Here is a 16453-nt window from a genome sequence, read left to right as displayed (position 1 = left end):
AGAAGTGAGAGGGACGCGCAACAGGACGATCCCTTCCTGAGCGGCAGAACCTTAACACCGTCGGGATGTCGCTTCGCCTGTTCGGTCACCCGCACAGGTCACCGCTGGTGCAGGACCCACTAGCGGCTCTAGCTTTGGCACTCAACGACCTCGAGTGCTAACTCGCATCGTTTGAGTGGCGCCAAGCGCCCTGTCCCTGCTCCTCAATTACTCATGGCAGCTGTTTCCCTCAGCGTCTCCACCGTTAAGCCTCTTGGAGACCGCGTCTTCGTAAAAATCTCTGAATCCGAGGAGAAGACTGCAGGCGGCATCCTTCTTCCTGATACAGCCAAAGAAAAGCCTCAAGTGGGCGAAGTTGTCCAGGTCGGTCCTGGCAAGTCGAATGACGATGGCAGTCGTCAGGCGCCTGAAGTCGGTATCGGCGACAAGGTTCTGTACAGCAAGTACGCCGGTACGGACATCAAGCTTGGTAGCGACGAGTACGTGCTCCTGTCTGAAAAAGACATCCTCGCTGTTGTGGGCTGACCGCAATCCCTCTGAGATTTATCTCAGAAACGACTGAATTTTCCTCTTACATCTTTTTTAATTGCCTCCTATGGCTAAGCGAATTATTTATAGCGAGAATGCACGCCGTGCTCTCGAAAAAGGCATCGACATTCTCACCGAAGCTGTTGCAGTAACCCTCGGCCCTAAAGGTCGCAATGTGGTTCTTGAAAAGAAATTTGGCGCTCCTCAGATTATTAATGATGGAGTCACGATCGCCAAGGAGATCGAGCTTGAGGATCACATCGAAAACACCGGTGTTGCTCTCATTCGTCAGGCTGCATCTAAGACCAATGACGCTGCCGGTGACGGCACCACAACGGCTACCGTTTTGGCTCACGCCATGGTGAAAGCAGGCCTTCGCAATGTGGCAGCCGGCGCTAACGCAATCACCCTGAAGAAGGGTATTGATAAGGCTTCCGATTTCTTGGTTGGCAAGATTCAAGAAAATGCAAAACCGATTGCAGATAGCAACGCCATTGCTCAGGTCGGTACGATCTCTGCCGGTAATGACGAAGAAGTTGGCAAGATGATTGCCGACGCCATGGACAAAGTTGGCAAAGAAGGTGTGATATCTCTTGAAGAAGGGAAATCCATGGAGACCGAGCTTGAGGTCACTGAGGGCATGCGTTTCGATAAGGGCTATATCTCCCCTTATTTCGCAACAGATACTGAGCGGATGGAAGCGGTTCTGGACGAGCCCTACATCCTCTTAACCGATAAGAAGATCGGCTTGGTACAAGATTTGGTGCCTGTTCTTGAGCAAATTGCTCGCACTGGTAAGCCTCTTCTGATTATTGCTGAGGACATTGAGAAAGAAGCCCTCGCCACCTTGGTGGTGAACCGCTTGCGCGGCGTGCTCAATGTGGCTGCAGTGAAGGCTCCCGGTTTCGGTGATCGCCGCAAAGCGATGATCGAAGACATGGCGGTGTTGACCAACGGCCAGTTGATTACGGAAGACCAAGGTCTAAAGCTTGAAAATGCCAAGCTGGAGATGTTGGGTACTGCCCGTCGCGTCACCATCAATAAAGACACCACCACGATTGTTGCCGAAGGCAATGAGGTGGCGGTGAAGACGCGTTGCGAGCAGATCAAGAAACAGATGGATGAGACCGATTCCACCTACGACAAGGAGAAGCTCCAAGAGCGCTTAGCCAAGCTGGCCGGTGGCGTTGCTGTTGTGAAGGTGGGAGCAGCAACCGAAACAGAGATGAAGGACAAGAAACTTCGTCTGGAAGATGCCATCAATGCCACTAAGGCCGCTGTAGAGGAGGGCATCGTTCCTGGTGGCGGTACAACCTTGGCTCACATGGCACCAATCTTGGAAGAGTGGGCAGCCGCCAACCTGTCCGGCGAAGAGTTGATCGGTGCAAACATCGTGGCCTCAGCGCTGACCGCTCCCCTGATGCGCATCGCTGAAAATGCTGGCGTGAATGGTGCTGTCGTTGCTGAAAACGTCAAGTCCAAGTCGTTTAACGAGGGCTACAACGCTGCCAACGGTGAGTATGTCGACATGCTTGCTGCTGGCATTGTTGATCCGGCCAAGGTGACTCGCTCTGGTTTGCAAAATGCTGCTTCGATCGCTGGCATGGTGCTGACCACAGAATGCATCGTGGCTGATATGCCAGAGAAGAAAGAAGCTGCTGCTGGCGGCGGTGGCATGGGTGGCGACTTCGACTACTAAACCAAGTTTCCCAAATGTGTTTTCAGCCTTCGTTCACGCGGGGGCTTTTTTAATGGATGGGTTGCCAGCAATCCATCTGTGTTTGCTGCTGAAAGCAATGAACAGAACTCAAAGACTGGGCCTGAGACTCCGGGTAGAAGAAGAAGCGGAAAACCTGGGAATTAATGTGCAGTCCCATGGAGAAAAGGCCTATGCCGAATGGGTAGATCTCCTTCGTTCCCATCAAATCGGTATAACAGCTGCTTTTGTTGTCTCTATGGCTTTTATAAGCCTTCATTCAAGGGTTTGTGAACGGTGAATTGGCTGGACGAAACTTGACTTAGCCGAGCCAGCCTGCGCTCAAAATGACAGCTAAAGCTAGGAAAAATGAAAGTGTTGTCCAGGTAATGCGATTGAGGGTTGCTTCTGCACTACTAGAGCTGGTGAACGATGAACTTCCACTTGCCGCAATCCCTCCCATTCCATTCCCTTTGGGACTATGCAAGAGAACAAGAAGAATCAGAACGGCGCCACTGCCGATCCAAACCCAAGAGAGAACAGTCGTAAGCATGAGTTGATCTTACTTAAACGGGTTGAGGCAGCTTGGTCTTGGCTGGAGCTGAGGCTTCGATTGGTTCAATCAAGGAGATTCCCGTCATGGCTTTGGGTTTGTCCAGATTGAGCAGCTGAAGAAGCGTTGGCGCAATGTCGGCAAGCCCTCCATTCTCACGGAGGCAAATGGAATTCCCCAATCCTTGGACCTTGCGTTTCTCGCCCTCGATCAAAATGACTGGGACTGGATTGGTGGTGTGTGCTGTCCAGGCTTGACCATCTGGTCCTTGCATGCGCTCTGCGTTTCCGTGGTCTGCAGTGATCAGCAACGTGCCACCCATTCGCCCCACGGCATCCAGGAGTTTGCCGATGCAGCGATCAACAGTCTCAATCGCTTGCTTCGCGGCTTCCATCATGCCGGTATGTCCCACCATGTCTGGGTTGGCATAGTTGATCACAACGAGGGAGTGCTCACCCTGCTGGATCGCAGCAACACAGCTTTCGGTGAGAGTGTCGGCTGACATCTCAGGTGCTTGGTCGTAGGTGGCGACACGGGGAGAGGGAACGAGGTGCCTCTTTTCTCCTTGAAGGGGTTGTTCTATTCCCCCATTCATGAAGTAGGTGACATGGGGATATTTCTCAGTTTCTGCTGTGCGGTACTGCTTCAGGCCGGCATCTGCGACCACCTGCCCCAGAAGCTGATCGAGTGATTCGGGTGGAAAGACAACGGAGACAGGCAGATCAGTTTCATATTGCGTAAACGTTACGACATCCAGCGTTGGCTGATGAATGCGCTTGAAGCCTTCAAACTCCGGGAGTGTGAGGGCCTGAACAATCTGTCTGGCTCGATCTGGACGGAAGTTAAACATCAGCAACGCATCACCATCTCGAAGTGGATCGTCGGAGAAGCGAACGGGTTCTAAGAATTCGTCGGTGATGCCTTTGGCGTAGCTGCTGGCCAAGACGGACGAGGGCTCATTGTCGTTACGGTCCAAATCAGGATCGGTCAGTAAGGCAAAAGCCCGTTCTGTTCTCTCCCAGCGATGGTCTCGATCCATCGCCCAGTAGCGGCCGCACAGACTGGCAATGCGGCCAATCCCATGACTGCTGATCGCGGCTTGGATTTTGCTCAGGTGTGTTGGTGCGCTTTGGGTCGGGGTGTCTCGACCGTCTGTGATGGCGTGGATAGCGACGTTCTTCAGACCCTCTTCTTCTGCCCATTCGAGAAGTCCACAAACGTGGTCTACATGGCTATGTACGCCGCCATCGGAGCAGAGGCCGAGCAGATGGAGGGTGCCACCAGTGTTGCGTAGACGTTCGGCGACCGATTGAAGAGCTGAGGTGCCGCCAAGCCGCTTCTCGCGCACGGTTTCACTGATACGCACCAATTCTTGACGGATGATCCGCCCGGCTCCAATGGTGAGATGGCCTACTTCTGAATTCCCCATCTGACCGTCGGGGAGACCCACATGAGATCCGCTCGCTTCAATAAGCGCATGGGGATAGGCATGCCAGAGCGCATCGATGACAGGAGTTGACGCGCTGCGAATGGCATTGTGCTCAGTCGAGTCACAGATCCCCCAGCCATCCAGGATCGCAAGAACCACAGGTGCAACGGAACCGTTGCGGAGAAGATTCGTTTCGAGGTTGTTCGGTACGTTCACTCCGTCAATCTCAGTTCTTAAGTCCCTCTGCTGATGCAAGTTACCTCCTTGATGCCCAAAAGGTTTTGATTCGTACTGTTCAGGTTTGCAAAAGCTGATCGTGCTGGCGAAAATCGTTCATACACTGATCGCCTTAAAAGAAAGCGATGGCAGATCGAGACGTTGGGGATGATCGGATTGAAATTCTCTCTGCGGATGACTTGCGAAAAACTGTGACGCGCCTGGCGTCTCAGGTTTTGGAGTCTGTGCCAACCGTTGAATCTCTGGTGCTTCTGGGGATCCCAACCCGCGGCGTTCAATTGGCTGGTGTCATTGCTAGCTCATTGAAAGATCAGAGCGGTCACGCTGTTGCCACTGGCACGCTCGACCCCACCTTCCATCGCGACGATTTAGGTCGAGTGGGTGTGCGCATGGTCCAGGCCACCGACCTTCCCGTGAGCGTGGAGGGAAGGGATGTTGTGCTCGTCGATGACGTTGTCTTTACGGGGCGAACTGTGAGAGCCGCGCTGGAGGCAATCCAGGCCTGGGGCAGACCACGCCGAGTTTCCTTGCTGGTCATGGTGGACAGAGGCCATCGGGAATTGCCAATTCAGCCGGATTTCTGCGGCAGGGTTGTGCCGACGCGTCGATCGGAAAGCATCGAACTGCGCCTGCTTGCCCTGGATGGGGAGGAGGGCGTTTTCCTTCGACGCGTCAATGAAAACAACCCTGAATGATCAGGCTTGCCTTAACTCGCCGGGGTCAGCTCGTCAGCTCGGAAGTGGGCTTTATAACGGCCAAAAGCCACAACGACAGGAAGGGTTGGGCTGATTGGACGTCCCTTCCAATCGTCGAGCACCTTGAAAACCTCTCCCTCACTTCCTTCCATATCGAAACTTTCTCCACGATGTTGGGGGTGATTGAAAACAACAACACTGGTGGAGACGACAACCTTGTCACCCGGCTGCATGGACGTCCGTTCAAGTCAGGCGATTGTCTCACGGAGAGTCAGTTCAAGGCCCTTCTTTAGTTCTTGGCCTGACACAACGTCTCAGGGCCGTCCTCAATGATGGTGCCGCCTAGATCGTTGCAACCGGCCATGAATGCTTCCCACGGAGGCATTCCTTCGCGGATGTGTGCTTCCACTACGTCGTTCAATAGATCTCTCGCCACAGTGTGAGCCGGCAAGGCTCCATGGCTGTGGTGTTCTTTCTGGTCTCTTAAATCGTCAATGGCCTGCTCTACTTCCTGGCGTATTGGTTCGGCTTGGCGTTGCCACCAGGGATGATCGAGCTGGTTGAGGGCGCTGAGTGCTTCCCACCACTGATCTTGGTTCACAAACTCTCTCAGCTGTTCAAGCTGAAGGCGATTGCGATTCCAGCTTTCCTTGAGGCTTTCGCTTAAGCGGCTTCCGGGTCGACCATCGTGCTTCTCCAGCGGACGAAGCATGGTCATTGCTTCGTCTAAGTTTCCAGCGCGAAATTGAGTGAGAGCCTGGTCGCGCAGCTCATCGCGCCAGAGTTTTAGCTGCCTTTGATCTTGCTCTTTTTGCTGTGGAGAGCCAACGCCTGAATTCACGAGCTGCTCTTGAAGGAGTAGAGCTTGACCTGGATCAGCTTGACCCCAGGTTTGTTGAGCCAGCCTTCGTCGACAAATGGCAAGCTCTTCAGGCGCTTTCTGTCCGAGCCAACGCAAGGAGGCTAGTTGCTCTCCATAGCGCAAGCAGGCTGGCAGGTCATCCCTGGAGAGCGCCCGAGTTAATTTCAGCGGCAGCTGTTGCTCCCATAAATAAGTCGCAGCACAAAGTGCTGCGACTCCACCAAGGGTCGCGGTGATCCAAAAATGGGGCAGGTGGCGACGCAGCGCCAAAGTCCAAAGCCTCTTTGCGGCAACTCCTTTCTATGGAGGGCAGAAAGGACTCTCAACGGTGTGTGGACGGACCATTTACTGCACAGTTATCAGAGTGCACGGTTCGATGGCCAAACCCGTTCTTAAATCTTCCCCGCTCATGACAAGTTGAGCGTCGTCATCAAGGTGAAAAGCGAGGCGCAGGCAATCTTCTCCTGGTTGGCCAAGTGGATTGAGCTCAAGGTGAATGGTCTTGTTTAAAAGAGGTCGAATGGTGTCTGGAGCGTTGCTGTTGTCTCGAACGGTGGGGAGCCCTCCGACGAACACCACTTCGTGTCGCCGTTCGCCTTGGGGTTCACCGAGCACGAGTTCAAGATCCTTTTGATTGAGGCGGCTTGCGCTTAGCTTCAGCACTAAAGGTTGAAGAGAGGGCCATGGCTGGCCGCTCAGAAATAAGGGATGCCAGTGATGGGCGTTACTACGACGATCCCAGCAGCGCAAATACACACCTTTTTGAAGGAGATCTCTGATCCTCACCCCAGGGGTGAGATGGAGCGCACCGGTGGCCACGGCTTGAACAGGTGGTGGTGTCAGCAAAGGCACCGGCTGCATGGTCTCTGATAACCATTGGCGCATTAGCGGAAGATGAGCTCCACCACCAACGGCGACGACGGCGTTGAGGTCTTCTGGTCCGCAGCCCTGCTGGCGGGCCGAGGCCAATGTGCGATCGAGCAGTCCCTCAAGAACCTTGAGCAATCCACGGCGCTCAAGAAGCGCGTTGAGTTGGTTGCGATTGAGCGACAAGGTGATGGGATGCGCGAGGTCGGTGCTGCTGGCCAACTCACTGAGGGTCTGTCCCTCGCCGACATCGGGGTTGCTGAGGCGGCATTTCAAACGTTCAGCCGCATTTAAAAGGCTCGTCTGACTTCTCAGAATCAGGTCGGGATCGTTGGGGAGAAGGTGATCCAGGATCCAGTGATCAAGATCCCTGCCGCCCAGGGCGATGCCGGCTTTCCCTAAGACCCTTGCCGAGCGCAGGGTTTGTTTGCTGTTTTTGAGGTCTAGTCCCCGAAAGCGCAGCAGCTGCGCCAGTGGAGCTGCCCTTCCCTCTCCTCCTTCTAAAGCGACAAGGGAGAGGTCCAACGTGCCCCCGCCAAGATCCACTACTAACAACTTGGAGCCTGCAGGCAGTCCTGCGCCTATGGCTGCGGCTGTTGGCTCATCTACGAGCGCCACCTCGTCAACCGGAAGGCTCCTGCAGGCCTGCAACAGCCATTGGCGATAACCAAGGGCCTGATCAACCGGAGCTGTGAGCACCAGCCGCTTCACCGACACTGTCTTTGGGAGGCATTTCCAGATCTGGTGCAACAGAATTTCGCCAGCTTGCTCAGGGCTGAGGGGATGGGATGGCAGGTCGGATTTGTCTAAAACTCCGATCCAGCGTTTGAAGTCACGATGAAGTTCTAGGGATGTCCCATCGGAGAGTCCGCTATCGAGGACTTGCCGGCCTACAAGAGGTTGATGGTTGGGACGAGCGTTGCTCCAGATAAGGCTCGGGACTTCACCTAAGCGCTGACTGATCGGTGGGAGGTCTAGAAGTTGAGGGGTGGCGGCGCTGCCGTCCTGAAAGGCCACCACCGTATTGGTGCTCCCAAGGTCGATGGCAAGAGTTCCTTGAGCGGAAAGATGAAGGTTTTGTTCGTCCTTTGGGGGCTGAACCTCAGCCATGGTCATCTTGATAAGGAGTCAAGGCTACGGGGCCCAGCGATGGATCGGTTGAGACGCCTGGTGTTTTCCTTCTACAGGGAGGATCCAGAGATTGAGGCTGAGTTGGAACCGCTGCGTGATTGCCGCATGTCCCGTGGTTGGGGATGCATTCGGATTGAGTGCATGGATGGCAAACACCTTGAAGAGGTGAGTGGTTTGATGTCTCACCTCAGACGTCCACTCCTCGCGATGGGCTTAGGTCGCCAGATCGTTTTGCGTGTGCCGGGTCGTCCCCAGCGCGCTTATCTCATGCAGGTTCCGTTTCACAGCGATTTGCTCACCTAGAGTGAAGTGTCGATGATTAGACAGAGATGATTTCTGCAGGTGTGGACTCAAAAGACCTCGCGAAGCGTGGCGAGAGCTTGATTCGTCAGTCCACCAACCGTTATCTAACAACAGTCAAGATCGCTTTTCGCGCAAAGCAGCGTCGTTTTGATGACTTTGATGGTCTCCTTGAGGAATCCAGCGTGAAGCCGGTTCATCGCGCCATCGTTGAGCTCTCCGATGAGCAGGATCAGCCTGATCTCCTGCCTGGATGATCCAGCAGGAGGGGCCTGGCTGGCGTCTCGCCCGTGACTTGAGCCGTAAGGACTTTCCCTTCCTCATCGGAGGGGAGTCTTGGGCAGTAGAGCTCACTGAGATGGAAGTGAAGGGGCTGTATGCCCTTCTTGTAGAGCTCGAGCACCAATACATGCTGATCCGTGATCAGCTGATGGAGGAGGAATCCATCACCCTGGAGTTGGAACAGCAGGAGTGGTGGGGGTGTTTCGATGGCACCCGTGATCGCTGGGGGCTGCAGGTGGTGCTTCAAGGCAATGGGATGCAACGGCGAGGACTGGAAGGCGCTTGGCCTGCTACAGCCGCTCAAGCGTTCTTGGCTGCTTTGAGAACAGTGTGGGATTAAACATCGGATTAGTTGGTCTGATCAATCAGTCTTTATTGATTTCTCCACGGAGATGCAGGGCAAACCGCACAGCTTTTCCACAGGCTGATGCGTCGTTTTTGAGTTGCGGGCTGCACCCCGTGGAAAAAACATATCTTTTGGGTCTCATGTGGTATATACGAGTGCGGCCTGCGGGTCCCCTGGGGAAGGACTAATCCCAGTTCAGTACTGCGTTTATGGCCTCAGTCTCATGGAGAGATTGGTTGCCGATGGGTTGATTTGCCTCTCTCGCTAGCCCCTTGTGCTTGTGGAGAACAGGCCATAGATTCTGGGCCAGGTGACGAAGGAGTCTGGAGTGGTTCAAGGCCAATTGTTGACCGATCAGGTTGTTGATTCCGAAGCTGTTGTTGCAGGCCAAGCAACGCCTGAGCCCGTCCAGGAAGAGGACATCGTTAGTTTTCAATCCGACATGCCCTTGCCCTTGCACCAGGCCATGGCGGACTTTATTGAGCGTTGCCCGAATTGGGATCAGTACCGACTCGTTCAGGCTGCTTTGGCGGGATTTCTTGTTCAGAACGGTGCCGACTCCCGAGAGCTCACCCGCCTTTACGTTGGCAACATGTTCCGTCGCGACTCTCTTCGCCACGATGTTTGAGTCCGGCAGCTGGCCATCAATAGAAGGGCGCTAAACGGAACGCTGAAGAGCAGTCCGAGGCTCGCTGCCATGAGCCCAAGCAAGTTGATTCCTAGAAGAAGTCCAATCAAGGCCATTACTTTGAGGCGATTGGCTTGAACAAGTTTGCGACTGTGCTCCATGGCTCGGAGTGGCCGATAGCCGTGATGGATCAGCAACGGAATGGAGAGAAGCTGGCCAACCAACCAGATGGCGATGGCGACACCACCCAACACGACAACCAAGCTGGCGAGAACACCACTGTGTGGTGCCAAAAATTGACTCAAAAGACGAATCGAACTGATTCCGCCAATGCCGATGAGGACCTCTAAAACCGTAAGGCCGCAGGTCTGCTTCAGCAACCAAAGAAATCGGCGTCTTGCCGTGGGTTGCTCTGGGTTTCGATCCAGTCCTCCGGGCAGGTGTTCGTCTGCCAGCTGCAGCAGAGCCAACAAGGGAGCTAGCGGCACAAGTGCCGCCATCACGAGCACAAAATCGCCGGTGTATTGAAGCAAGCGATTGCTGCTGAGCTGGAGATCTCGTGCGACCACACCTAAGCCCATCAGGCAGCACAGCATCAATGCAGTGAGGCCGATGAAGGACCAAGGAGCTTTCCTGAAGCCGATCCAGGCCCTTGGAATAATGGTGGCAATCGGCAGTCGCTCAGCAGAAATACTTGCGAGCGAATCATTGAAGTGGTCCAAGCCTCTTTAATAAATCCATCGCGATTTCTGTGTCAACCGGAAGAATGGAAAGTCGATTTCCGCGACGCACAACAGTCAGTTGGTCTGCTTGGTACGACTCGCGAAGATCATCAAGGGTCAACATGTCAGCGAACTGACCGCGATAGGCGAGTCGTACGCAATCCCAGCGCGGTGAGTCTGGTTTGGAAGCGGAATCGTGGTACTTGGAGTTTGGATCAAATTGAGTTGGATCCACGAGTCCGGTCTCCGTCACCTCCATTAGGCCGATGATTCCTGGCGGCTTGCAGTTCGAGTGATAAAAGAAGGCCTGGTCTCCAACGTTCATGGTGCGCATGAAGTTACGAGCTTGGTAGTTGCGAATGCCATCCCAAAGGGTGCTCTTCTCTTTTCGCAGATGCTCAATTCCATAAACATCAGGTTCACTTTTCATTAACCAATATGAGATGTCAGTCATGGTGATGGATTTGCGGAAATGGGGCCTTCGCAATTGCCCTGTGCCTTTAGTTTGCGAAGGAAAACTGAAAACTAAGTCAGATCGGCTTTAAGGGCCTCGATGGTGTCCCTATCAGTGAATGTCTAAGGACCTCGGAGGAAGATGGCACGTCCTTAACTATTCATTGGGGATATTGGTTGACAATTTTTCTGAAGTGATCGCCCCTAGCCTCAAAGTCTTGGTATTGGTCGAAACTGGCGCAAGCTGGTGAAAGCAAAAGGCTGACGGCGTTGAGTTGCTTCCCAGCTTGTATGGCGGAAGGAACCGCATCAACGAGATCAATGTGACAACTCACAGGTCCTGTAAAGCCTGAATCAAGAATCAGTGTTCTCAGCATCTCTCGATCGCGCCCGAAAAGGGTGATGGAGGAAGCCCTCTTTCGCAGAAGCTCAAGCCATCCATGCGCATCACCTTCTTTCGTTTGCCCACCAGCAAGCAGGGCAATTGGACCTGGCACGGCTTCGAGGGCTACGGCTGCGGCGTCGTAGTTGGTGGCTTTGCTGTCGTTGAAGATGTTCATGCCATGGGTTATGCCGAGAGCTTCTAGTCGATGGGGAACTCCCGAAAAGCTGCGTAGCCCGGCCTCGATCAATTCAGGAGACACTCCGGCTTCCAGCGCTGCTGCCGCAACCATCAGCATGTTTTGCTGATTGTGTTGACCAGGCATGCCGATTGCGTTCGCTGGGAATAGGGGGCCTTCGTGACGACACACCATCCCTTTCTCATCAATCCAAAGGGCAAGACCTTTTTCACCAGCTTTTGTGCTCGAAGCGCTTACCCAGGCTGCCTGGGGCCATGAGAGGCGTTGGCTGCTGAGGTGTGCGTCATCAGCATTCAAAATTGCGTGTTCAGAGCGCTCCAGAAGTCCTTGTTTGATCGCGCGATAGGCATCGATCGTTTTGTGGCGCTCCAAATGGTCGGGAGTCAGCGTGGTCCAAATGCCAATGGTTGGTCTTACTTCAACCGCTGATTCAATTTGGTAACTACTCATCTCCATCACGATCCAATCCGGTTGGGTCTGGGCTGGATCCATGCACTGCAGCCCTAATTCTGCGGCGGAATCGCCCACATTTCCTGCCATCGGGGCATGCAGTCCCGCTTGGTTGAGAACGTGATGCAGCAAATGCGTCACGGTGGTTTTGCCGTTCGTGCCTGTAATCCCAATCCAAGGGCACTCGCGGAGGGCTTGCCATGCCACGGCCATTTCACCTCTCACGGTGACGCCGTGATCGCGCAGCTGCATCAAGGTGGGATGGTCCCAGGGGATCCCTGGACTGATCACGACTTGCTCAACTTGATCCAACCAGGCTTGAAAGCTGGAGAACTCAAGAGGGCATCCCAGCTCGGTTTGGATGCCTTGATCTCTTAGTTGTTGTGCCTTGGATTGTTGTTGGGGACCATCGTCCCTTTCGAGCACTATGACGTGATGGCCTTGAGCATGAAGGAGGCGCGCTGCGCCGACCCCGGAGCGGCCAAGCCCCACGATCAAGCTGCATGCCATTGTCCAACTCCTGTCCCTAAAGGGAAGTGGGCGATACTGGAATCGAACCAGTGACCCCTACCGTGTCAAGGTAGTGCTCTACCTCTGAGCTAATCGCCCCCAGCTCTCAAGTTTGTCCTTTGAGATGGGTGGTTGATGAATGGCTCAACCAGGCACTGAAGTTAGCAGTTGGAGTGCCGTTTAAATCCACTCCACTCACTGGCGGAGGATGTCAACGCGCCATCTCTCGCGTTTCGTGCGTTCGATGTTCATGACCTCGATGCTGCCTCTCTCTTGAAGCTGCAGGCGGTCTCCAACTTTTAAATCCCTACTTGCCAGCCGCACGGGTTCCCAATTGAGCCGCAAACGCCCTTCTTTGATTTGTTTGACGACTTTTGAGCGGGAGATGCCAAAGCCTGCAGAGACAATGGCATCAAGACGGCATGAGGCCTCAACGCTGCTCAACCGGCGAGCAACTCTCTGAACAGGCCATTGCAGTGCTTCGAGTGGCAAGGATTCGCAGGCGATGATCACCTCGCGAAGGCTGCCTCGTTGTCCCTGCAGCAGGGCCGCGGCTTCCGGAGTGCAAATGGCCTGGGCTCCCCTATCTCCACGAATCCATAGGTCACCGAGAGACTCGTCAGCTATGCCGATGCGTTGCAGGGCCAGACGCATCTCTTCGGGAGAGGTTGGATCGAACAGGAAATTCCCCTCCACATTCAGACCAGCTAAAGGGCAAGGGGGCTCAGGCTCTGGGGAGGCTGCGTGTTGGATCAGCAACCGCTTGCGTTCTGCTCCGGGATAGCCGCCATCACGGCTGATCTTTAGTTCTGCCAGTGACTCAAGCTGATTGGCATCTTCCAGCACCAAGGCTGATAAGAAGGGACTCCATCGCGGTTGTCTGGTCCGCTGAACGTCTTCCGCAAGGTCGATCAATGCGCCCATCGTTGTGGGATGCCTGCAGGTCCGAAGCAGAGCATCGCGAGGAAGACTCATAGTTCGCTGAGGCGAACCACTTGCTGGGGACGTGCCTTTTGGACGGTTTGCCAAGGCAATTCCATCCCTGGCCTCGTTTCTAAGAGCAGCAGCCAGCAGCCTTCGATGTTCCGATTGCGCAGGATCCTGACGCCGTCTTCGTTTTCAGACGGCACGCTGGCGGCGGCCGCATAGCTACCCATGAGGCCTGAGCCCATGCCCAGAAGTCCTCCAATCAAGGCTTCTCCCCAGGGACCAAAGATTGCAAAAGTGTCGAGCGTGGTGATCTGGGTGAAGGTGCAGCCGGCAAAAAATCCGAAGGGCATCAACCAGCGCGCCATCGATTTCTGACGTCGACGGCGCGCCAGGCTTGGGTTGAGCAGGTCAACATCGTCCATCGCCTCAGCGGGCAAATCAGAATCAGAGATGGGTTGTTGTTCCTGTGGTTCGGACCCTTTCCCGGGGGCGGGTGCCACGAGGGCGACGCGAAGCAATGGCGTGCCTAAGTCTTGGAGCGAGAGGCGAAGACGGTCGGCAGCAATGCGCTCATTGAGAACCAGAACGCAAACGGGCATGAAAAAACAGCAGCCGAATGATCATTCTCTCTCGGAACTGTTTCCCCTGGAGCCGATTCTCTTGGAACTGTTTGGGCTGGAAGACACTTAGAGGAGAAGCTTCGGGCTGATCCCTACAGTTCATGGTGGCTCTCTCCCGCCGCTGGATGACAAAAGTTCTTGTTTCAGACCCCATTGATCAGGCGGGGCTCGACATCCTTGGCCAAGTGGCTCAAGTCGATGAGCGCATTGGGTTGTCACCGGAAGAGCTCAAATCGATCATTGGTGATTACGACGCCCTAATGATCCGTTCAGGGACCCAGGTCACAGCCGATGTGATTGAGGCTGCTGATCGGTTGCGGATCATCGGTCGTGCCGGCGTGGGGGTCGACAACGTGGATGTACCTGCGGCTACTCAACGCGGTGTGTTGGTGGTGAATTCACCAGAGGGCAACACGATCGCAGCGGCAGAGCATGCGCTTGCGATGTTGCTGTCGGTGTCTCGTCATGTGCCGCAAGCCCATGGTTCGATGCGGTCTGGGGCGTGGGATCGCAAAAAATATGTGGGAAATGAGCTCTATAAAAAAGTTCTCGGCGTGGTGGGGTTAGGCAAAATTGGCTCCCACGTCGCTCGCGTCGCGAAAGCGATGGGCATGGATGTGATCGCGTTTGATCCGTTCATCTCTGCAGAACGTGCCCAGCAGATGCAGGTGCGTCTCACCACTCTGGAAGCACTCTTCCAGCAGGCCGATTACATCACTCTGCATATTCCTCGCACACCTGATACGGAAAATCTGGTGAATGCCGAGCTTTTGCGCACGATGAAAAGTACGGCACGGATTGTGAATTGTGCGCGCGGTGGAATTGTTGATGAGCCTGCGATCGCGGAAGCGATTGAATCCGGGGTGATCGCTGGGGCCGGTCTGGATGTATTTGCCTCTGAACCGTTGGCTCAGGACTCCCCTCTGCGCGCCGTTGAACGAGGACTTGTCTTGACCCCTCATCTCGGAGCATCGACGGAAGAGGCCCAAGAAAATGTGGCGGTCGATGTCGCTGAACAAATTCGTGATGTGTTGCTGGGGCTGCCTGCCCGCAGCGCCGTGAATATTCCAGGGCTCAGTGCTGAGATCATGGAGCGCCTCAAGCCCCATCTCCAGTTGGCGGAAACCCTCGGTTTGTTGGTGAGCCAACTCAGTGGCGGTCAGATTCAGGAGTTGGAGGTGCGCTTGCAAGGTGAATTCGCCAGCCACCCTTCACAGCCCCTTGTGGTAGCAGCCCTTAAGGGCTTGCTCAGTACTGCGCTGGGAGATCGGATCAACTATGTGAATGCATCGCTAGAGGCCAAGGGCCGAGGCATTCATGTGCTGGAAATTAAAGACGATGCCAGTCGCGATTTTGCAGGTGGCTCGCTGCAGCTCACCACTCGCGGTGGTCAGGGAGGTCACAGCGTCACCGGTGCGGTGTTCGCCGACGGTGATTTGCGCGTAACCAGCATTGATGAATTTCCGGTGAATGTTCCGCCCAGCCGTCACATGCTGTTCACCAGGCACCGCGACATGCCAGGCATCATTGGTCACCTTGGCTCTCTTCTCGGAGAGCACAATGTCAACATCGCATCAATGCAGGTGGGGCGTCGCATCGTTCGTGGCGATGCCGTGATGGTTCTCAGTATTGATGACCCGATTCCACCCGCCCTGTTGACCACCATTCATGGCATTAACGGCATTCAGGAAGCCCATCCGGTCACGCTGTGATGTGGTGGCGCCTCTCCTTGCCCTTGCCTCCTGACCTTGAGGAGTCTCTTCTCTGGAAGTTGGAGTCCCTAGGGCTGCATCGCTTGGCTGTTCAACATGCCCCAGAGTCGCCGGATCAGCGCACACTGCTGGCATGGCTTCCAGCGTCGGAGTGGCCGCAGGATCAACGGGATCAGTTGCTGAACAGCCTTCGCCCGATGGCGGATACTTTTGGACTCGCCTTGGCAGAGCCGCTTTGGGAGGAGTTGGCCGATGAAGACTGGAGTCTTAGTTGGAAGAAGCACTGGCAACCAGATCCGGTGGGTCAGCGCTTGTTGATCCTTCCGGCATGGCTGCAGGTCCCTGAGGAGTACGCCCACCGTTTGGTTTTGAAGATGGACCCTGGCAGCGCTTTTGGGACCGGAAGTCATCCCACCACTCGCCTCTGCCTGGAAGCTCTCGAGGCGATGCCGCCCCACCATCAGCGGGTGGCCGATTTGGGCTGCGGGAGTGGAGTCTTGGGCTTGGCTTCTTTGGCTCTTGGCGCCAGCGAGGTTCTCGCTGCAGATACCGACTCACTGGCGGTTCGTGCGACGACAGACAACGCTGCCCTCAACGGTTTGAAGGCCGAGCAACTTCGCGTTAGCCATGGATCGATCGACACGCTTGCGACCTTGTTGAACGGAGAGGAGGCCGATTTGCTCCTCTGCAACATCCTGGCTCCGGTGATCGAAGCTCTAGCCCCGCAGTTCTCTTCTGTGCTGAAGTCCACAGGTCGCGGACTTTTGAGTGGCCTTTTGGTGGATCAGGCACCTCGGCTGATTGAGGTTTTGGCTGAATATGGCTGGCAGGCAAGGCCAATCGGGGAACAGGGTCGCTGGGGCCTGCTCGAAATCAAGCGCATTTTTCGATAAGCCCTTCTTATTAATGCCCCTTCTTTGA

The 16453-nt window shown here is 55.0% G+C and carries 20 protein-coding genes and 1 tRNA gene; 10 read left to right on the top strand and 11 right to left on the bottom strand.

The window, feature by feature from the left end:
- The first annotated feature begins 213 nt into the window (after positions 1-213).
- The 3 genes from groES to SynPROS91_RS09370 all read left to right on the top strand — a co-directional run bounded on the left by groES (position 214) and on the right by SynPROS91_RS09370 (position 2525).
- Positions 214-525 carry a co-chaperone GroES gene (gene groES / locus SynPROS91_RS09380; protein WP_011620192.1) on the top strand — a complete coding sequence of 104 codons (312 nt, stop codon included), beginning with the start codon at positions 214-216 and terminating at the stop codon, positions 523-525.
- A 70-nt stretch (positions 526-595) separates the two neighbouring features.
- Complete coding sequence (gene groL, locus SynPROS91_RS09375; RefSeq protein ID WP_186516239.1) at positions 596-2227, top strand: chaperonin GroEL; 1632 nt, start codon at positions 596-598, stop codon at positions 2225-2227.
- The gene (locus SynPROS91_RS09370; RefSeq protein WP_186516236.1) at positions 2208-2525 is read left to right on the top strand and encodes a hypothetical protein; all 318 of its coding nucleotides are present in this window, start codon (positions 2208-2210) and stop codon (positions 2523-2525) included. The genes groL and SynPROS91_RS09370 overlap by 20 nt, the downstream gene beginning before the upstream one ends.
- Positions 2526-2546: 21 nt before the next feature.
- On the opposite strand, the gene secG is transcribed toward SynPROS91_RS09370, so the two are convergent.
- Both secG and gpmI read right to left on the bottom strand, forming a co-directional pair.
- Complete coding sequence (gene secG, locus SynPROS91_RS09365) at positions 2547-2777, bottom strand: preprotein translocase subunit SecG (protein ID WP_186516234.1); 231 nt, start codon at positions 2775-2777, stop codon at positions 2547-2549.
- A gap of 13 nt (positions 2778-2790) precedes the next feature.
- On the bottom strand, positions 2791-4422 hold the full coding sequence (gpmI, locus tag SynPROS91_RS09360; protein WP_186516232.1) for a 2,3-bisphosphoglycerate-independent phosphoglycerate mutase: 1632 nt from the start codon (positions 4420-4422) through the stop codon (positions 2791-2793).
- A 146-nt stretch (positions 4423-4568) separates the two neighbouring features.
- Between gpmI and pyrR the strand changes: the two genes are divergently transcribed.
- Complete coding sequence (pyrR, locus tag SynPROS91_RS09355; RefSeq protein ID WP_186516229.1) at positions 4569-5138, top strand: bifunctional pyr operon transcriptional regulator/uracil phosphoribosyltransferase PyrR; 570 nt, start codon at positions 4569-4571, stop codon at positions 5136-5138.
- A gap of 11 nt (positions 5139-5149) precedes the next feature.
- On the opposite strand, the gene SynPROS91_RS09350 is transcribed toward pyrR, so the two are convergent.
- The 3 genes from SynPROS91_RS09350 to SynPROS91_RS09340 form a co-directional block, all read right to left on the bottom strand.
- A complete protein-coding gene (locus SynPROS91_RS09350; RefSeq protein ID WP_186516228.1) occupies positions 5150-5371 on the bottom strand; it encodes a ferredoxin-thioredoxin reductase variable chain in 222 nt (73 codons plus the stop codon).
- Positions 5372-5427: 56 nt separating this feature from the next.
- A complete protein-coding gene (locus SynPROS91_RS09345) occupies positions 5428-6270 on the bottom strand; it encodes a hypothetical protein (RefSeq protein WP_186516226.1) in 843 nt (280 codons plus the stop codon).
- A gap of 75 nt (positions 6271-6345) precedes the next feature.
- On the bottom strand, positions 6346-7977 hold the full coding sequence (locus tag SynPROS91_RS09340) for an Hsp70 family protein (protein ID WP_186516218.1): 1632 nt from the start codon (positions 7975-7977) through the stop codon (positions 6346-6348).
- A gap of 39 nt (positions 7978-8016) precedes the next feature.
- On the opposite strand from SynPROS91_RS09340, the gene SynPROS91_RS09335 reads away from it, so the two are divergent.
- From SynPROS91_RS09335 to SynPROS91_RS09320, 4 genes are all read left to right on the top strand, one after another.
- Positions 8017-8301, top strand: coding sequence for a hypothetical protein (locus tag SynPROS91_RS09335; protein ID WP_186516216.1), 285 nt, complete (start codon positions 8017-8019; stop codon positions 8299-8301).
- Positions 8302-8327: 26 nt separating this feature from the next.
- Positions 8328-8555, top strand: a complete 228-nt coding sequence (locus SynPROS91_RS09330) for a DNA-directed RNA polymerase subunit omega (RefSeq protein ID WP_011620178.1) — start codon at positions 8328-8330, stop codon at positions 8553-8555.
- Positions 8552-8920 (top strand): DUF1818 family protein, encoded by a 369-nt coding sequence (locus tag SynPROS91_RS09325; protein ID WP_186516214.1) that lies wholly within the window; start codon positions 8552-8554, stop codon positions 8918-8920. The genes SynPROS91_RS09330 and SynPROS91_RS09325 overlap by 4 nt, the downstream gene beginning before the upstream one ends.
- A 316-nt stretch (positions 8921-9236) precedes the next feature.
- Positions 9237-9554, top strand: a complete 318-nt coding sequence (locus SynPROS91_RS09320) for a DUF2811 domain-containing protein (RefSeq protein WP_370586760.1) — start codon at positions 9237-9239, stop codon at positions 9552-9554.
- On the opposite strand, the gene SynPROS91_RS09315 is transcribed toward SynPROS91_RS09320, so the two are convergent.
- The 6 genes from SynPROS91_RS09315 to SynPROS91_RS09290 form a co-directional block, all read right to left on the bottom strand.
- Positions 9506-10276 carry a hypothetical protein gene (locus tag SynPROS91_RS09315; protein ID WP_186516212.1) on the bottom strand — a complete coding sequence of 257 codons (771 nt, stop codon included), beginning with the start codon at positions 10274-10276 and terminating at the stop codon, positions 9506-9508. The genes SynPROS91_RS09320 and SynPROS91_RS09315 overlap by 49 nt on opposite strands.
- Positions 10260-10730, bottom strand: a complete 471-nt coding sequence (locus SynPROS91_RS09310) for an EVE domain-containing protein (RefSeq protein WP_186516210.1) — start codon at positions 10728-10730, stop codon at positions 10260-10262. Before SynPROS91_RS09310 ends, SynPROS91_RS09315 begins: the two co-directional genes overlap by 17 nt.
- A gap of 160 nt (positions 10731-10890) precedes the next feature.
- Positions 10891-12270: a UDP-N-acetylmuramoyl-L-alanine--D-glutamate ligase gene (gene murD, locus SynPROS91_RS09305; protein WP_186516207.1), complete on the bottom strand. Its 1380-nt coding sequence runs from the start codon at positions 12268-12270 to the stop codon at positions 10891-10893.
- Between the two features lie 27 nt (positions 12271-12297).
- A tRNA-Val gene (locus SynPROS91_RS09300) sits at positions 12298-12369 on the bottom strand.
- 96 nt (positions 12370-12465) lie between these two features.
- Positions 12466-13245, bottom strand: a complete 780-nt coding sequence (locus SynPROS91_RS09295) for a photosystem II S4 domain protein (protein ID WP_186516205.1) — start codon at positions 13243-13245, stop codon at positions 12466-12468.
- On the bottom strand, positions 13242-13799 hold the full coding sequence (locus tag SynPROS91_RS09290; protein ID WP_186516197.1) for a hypothetical protein: 558 nt from the start codon (positions 13797-13799) through the stop codon (positions 13242-13244). The genes SynPROS91_RS09295 and SynPROS91_RS09290 overlap by 4 nt, the downstream gene beginning before the upstream one ends.
- A gap of 146 nt (positions 13800-13945) precedes the next feature.
- Between SynPROS91_RS09290 and serA the strand changes: the two genes are divergently transcribed.
- Positions 13946-15532 carry a phosphoglycerate dehydrogenase gene (serA, locus tag SynPROS91_RS09285; protein WP_186519681.1) on the top strand — a complete coding sequence of 529 codons (1587 nt, stop codon included), beginning with the start codon at positions 13946-13948 and terminating at the stop codon, positions 15530-15532.
- Positions 15532-16425 carry a 50S ribosomal protein L11 methyltransferase gene (prmA, locus tag SynPROS91_RS09280; protein ID WP_186519682.1) on the top strand — a complete coding sequence of 298 codons (894 nt, stop codon included), beginning with the start codon at positions 15532-15534 and terminating at the stop codon, positions 16423-16425. The genes serA and prmA overlap by 1 nt, the downstream gene beginning before the upstream one ends.
- Positions 16426-16453 lie beyond the last annotated feature (28 nt).

Source organism: Synechococcus sp. PROS-9-1 (assembly GCF_014279775.1).
In the GTDB taxonomy this organism is placed as follows: domain Bacteria; phylum Cyanobacteriota; class Cyanobacteriia; order PCC-6307; family Cyanobiaceae; genus Synechococcus_C.
Note: the sequence above shows the minus strand (reverse complement) of the source record. Positions and strands in the feature narration are given on the sequence as shown.